This is a genomic window from Glaesserella australis (assembly GCF_003260095.1).
Lineage (GTDB): Bacteria > Pseudomonadota > Gammaproteobacteria > Enterobacterales > Pasteurellaceae > Glaesserella > Glaesserella australis.
Map to the genome: position 1 here is coordinate 1 of NZ_PTPX01000021.1, position 3798 is coordinate 3798.

Genomic DNA, 3798 nt, shown 5'->3' on the forward strand with positions numbered 1-3798 from the left:
AAAAAGAACGACGCACTGTAATCTTAACTGCTTCACAACAGTGCGTCGTTGTGTGGTGCGCATTATAGAGATTTTAGGAATATGTGCAAGTGTTTTTTGTAAAAAATTTTTAAAAAATGAGATTTTGGTTAAATTAGATCCAAATAGACTGATTAAAAGACAAAAAGCGGCGATCTTTTAAGATTTGCAAAACATCTAAAAGATCTTACCGCTTGTATTCAACATATTATCTTGTGATTTGCCCAAATTTTCCTTCTTGTACATCACGCATCGCTTGAAGAATTTCAGCATCTGTATTCATAACAAATGGACCATAGCCAACAACAGGCTCGTTGAGAGGCTCGCCAGTTAGAATCAATAATTTAGCTTCATTATTGGATTCAATTTGTACATCTGAGCCACCTTTTTCAAAAGTGACTAATTCTCCACGACGAGCAATGTCTTCACCATTAATCTAAACAGTGCCGTCAAGCACAAGAATAATTAAGTTATGGCTTTCTGGTACCGCAAAGGTATGAACTTTGCCAGTATTCATCACAACATCCCACATATTAATTGGGCTAAATGTACTTGCAGCGCCAGAAATACTTGCAAGTTCTCCTGCAATAATGCGAGCTTTCCCTGCATCATTATCAAGTTGAACCACTGGAATTTCAGCTGAAGTAATCGCTTGATATTTCGGTGTTGTCATTTTGTGTGCCTTTGGTAAATTCACCCAAAGTTGTACCATTTCAAACATGCCACCTTCTTTAGAAAACTTCTCTGAATGGAACTCTTCATGCATCACACCTGAACCTGCAGTCATCCACTGTACATCACCCGTACCGATAATACCTCCACCACCGTAAGAGTCTGCATGTGCAACTTCCCCTTGGTATGCAATGGTTACGGTTTCAAAACCACGATGTGGATGTTCGCCTACTCCACGAAAATCCGATTTGCGACCACCATCAAAGTGACGGGGTGGGTTGTAGTCCATCATTAAAAATGGATCGAGATTTTTATCGGTATCATTATAGGTAAACATAGATTGAACGTGGAAGCCATTACCCACCCAATGTTTTTGCGGAGCATAGTGTACATTTGCAACTTTTTTCATTTTTATATCCTTTGTTTTAGGTTAATCACTTAAGCGTTTTTCTCATATCGCTCTGTTGATGCACATTATAGATTCTTATTTTAATTAATAAACATGCTATTTATTGAATTACTCTTTCAAATTAGTAAACAATAAAAAGAAAAATCGACCTTAACAATAAAATTGTTATAATGAGCACTTCTGCGAGCGGTTCGTTTTTGTAAAATTTTTGCAAAATCGTACCGCTTATTTATTCACTTTATCGTGGTTCGCAAACCTCCCACGCAAAAAAACTAAGGAACAAAATGAACACAACCCCAAAAGCTGCCGTGATTTTTTCAGGCGGTCAAGACTCTACCACTTGTCTCTTCCTTGCTATTCAAGAGTTTGGCAAAGAGAATGTCGAAGTGGTTACCTTTCAATATGGACAACGCCACGCCATTGAATTAGAAAAAGCACGCTGGATCGCTCAAGATCTTGGCGTGAAGCAAACGGTGATCGATACATCTGTCATCAAAGCGATCACCACCAACGCCTTAATGGACGATAACGCCGAAATCAAGCAAACAGGTGCGACACCGAATACCTTTGTGGACGGTCGCAACGCCTTATTTCTGCTCTACACGGCGATTTACGCCAAAAGTCAAGGTATTCAAACCCTTTATACTGGCGTGTGTGAAACGGATTTCAGCGGTTATCCCGACTGCCGAGATGTGTTTATCAAATCGATGAACGTTACCCTCAACTTAGCGATGGATTACAACTTCAACATTCGTACGCCATTGATGTATCTCACCAAAAAAGAGACCTGGGCATTAGCAGACAAACTCGAGGCATTCGACTATATCCGTGAGCATACTCACACTTGCTATCTGGGTGTCGAAGGCGGTTGCCACACTTGCCCGAGTTGCCTATTGCGTGAAAAAGGCTTGAACGAATACTTAGAGGAAAAAGGCAATGTTTAAAATCGCCAAAGAATTTAGCTTTGATATGGCACATATGTTGGACGGACACGACGGCAAATGTAAAAATCTACACGGGCATACCTACACCTTACAGGTCGAAATTTCGGGCGAATTGCACGCTGACGGGGCAAAATCGGGGATGGTGATGGATTATAGCGATCTGAAAGCGGTCGTTAAGAAGCATATCCTTGACAACATGGATCACGCTTTTATTTACGATCTCACCAGTGAAAAAGAGTGCAAAGTCGCCGACTTGCTGAATTCACTAGACTCTAAAACCTTTGGGATCCCGGCTCGCACCACCGCGGAACAGATGGCGAAATATATGTTTGATACGCTCAAAGCCGAAGGGCTGCCGGTAAGTCTTATTCGGCTGTGGGAAACACCGACATCCTATTGTGAATATAGTCCGTCGGTGTAGCCGAAAAGGCTAAACATCCTGACGAATATGCTTTTCTGCAATAGCGACCACTTTATCCACACGGGTTGTGTATCGTGGATTATCCGATAAATAATCGGTAGTCATCCACGTATTGACAATCTCGTGAGCAATGGCTGAACCGATAATTTTACCGCCTAAGCAAAGCACATTCGTATTGGAATGAGAACGCGCCAACGCCGCACAGAACGGATCTTGGCAGATTGCCGCATAAACGCCGTAAATTTTATTGGCGATCATCGCACTACCATAACCGACACCGTCGATAAAAATACCGCGATCGACATCGCCCTTGCTCACGGCAAGCGACGCAGGATAAATAAAGTCGGGTAAATCGCAGGATGCTTCACTGAACGGTCCGAAATCAATAACTTCATGCCCTTGTTTTTCAAGCAAGGCTTTGATTTCCTGTTTCATTGCAAATCCGGCGTGATCGCCTGCTACTGCTATTTTCATACTGTGGTACTCCTATGATGTGTTGGCTTGAAATGAATCATTGTCAGCATAGAACCAAAGCTTGAAACTGTAAAGACAAGCGGTCGGTTTTATCCTGTTTTTTGCAAATTTAAAACTATGTTGAATACCGAATATCGAATCGTCGAAATCTTTGAAACCTTACAAGGCGAAGGATTTAACACCGGCATGCCGAGCATTTTTATCCGTTTTGGCAAATGCAATTTGGCTTGTCCGTGGTGCGACACCAATTACAATCAATATCAAAGCAAAACCCTTGGCGAAATTATGCAAATCGTACGGGGATTTCGCGCACGTAATATTATTATCACCGGCGGAGAACCGACGATTCAGCCGAACCTTGAACGTCTGCTGGACCAATTGAAGTCCGAAGGTTATTTTATTGCCATCGAAACCAATGGTTTAAAACCTGTGCCGTTGCAAATCGATTATATTGCCACCAGCCCAAAGCGGCTGTATCAGAAAAACTATCTGAAACACCATATTCCTTTTGCCCATGAAGTCAGAATTGTGGTGGATGGCGATGTATCGGCATTTTGCGAACAAATTGAACAGACGATTAAGGCTGATCGTTATTACCTTTCTCCTTGTGAAAAAAACGGCAAGATCAATATGTTAGAAACCATCACGCAGTTGGGATTACTGAATCAAAGAAAGGATAAACCGCGTTGGCAATTGAGTATTCAAACGCACAAAATTGCGGGGATTGCATAACAAAAAACGGAGCTCTCACTCCGTTTTTATTTTATGAAATCTATTCCAATAGGCATAGTAGACAAAATTGTTGCTGAACCGTCAAAAACTATGCCATGTGGACAAAATTGTTGCTAATGTTTATTTTT

4 protein-coding genes, 2 pseudogenes and 1 riboswitch are annotated in these 3798 nt (G+C 41.5%); of the genes and pseudogenes, 4 read left to right on the forward strand and 2 right to left on the reverse strand.

Translation table 11 applies throughout. The annotated features are described in order from the left end of the window. The coding region (locus C5N92_RS11335; protein WP_219819294.1) for a hypothetical protein at positions 1-181 on the forward strand (181 nt) is incomplete at its 5' end. Between the two features lie 45 nt (positions 182-226). Here C5N92_RS11335 and C5N92_RS10900 read toward each other — a convergent pair. After that, positions 227-1099, reverse strand: a pseudogene (locus tag C5N92_RS10900) (pirin family protein). 237 nt (positions 1100-1336) lie between these two features. Further along, a riboswitch (PreQ1 riboswitch) is annotated at positions 1337-1381 on the forward strand. Between C5N92_RS10900 and queC the strand changes: the two are divergent. Then, positions 1378-2043: pseudogene (queC, locus tag C5N92_RS10905) on the forward strand (7-cyano-7-deazaguanine synthase QueC); the annotation flags it as partial. (Overlaps the previous riboswitch by 4 nt.) Further along, positions 2036-2464: a 6-carboxytetrahydropterin synthase QueD gene (gene queD / locus C5N92_RS10910; protein ID WP_111750869.1), complete on the forward strand. Its 429-nt coding sequence runs from the start codon at positions 2036-2038 to the stop codon at positions 2462-2464. The pseudogene queC and the gene queD, both read left to right, overlap by 8 nt. 9 nt (positions 2465-2473) lie before the next feature. Here queD and C5N92_RS10915 read toward each other — a convergent pair whose 3' ends face one another. Beyond that, complete coding sequence (locus C5N92_RS10915; RefSeq protein WP_111750870.1) at positions 2474-2938, reverse strand: RpiB/LacA/LacB family sugar-phosphate isomerase; 465 nt, start codon at positions 2936-2938, stop codon at positions 2474-2476. 117 nt (positions 2939-3055) lie between these two features. Here C5N92_RS10915 and C5N92_RS10920 point away from each other — a divergent pair, with 117 nt between their 5' ends. Then, positions 3056-3670, forward strand: coding sequence for a 7-carboxy-7-deazaguanine synthase QueE (locus tag C5N92_RS10920; protein WP_111750871.1), 615 nt, complete (start codon positions 3056-3058; stop codon positions 3668-3670). The last annotated feature ends 128 nt before the right edge of the window (positions 3671-3798 follow it).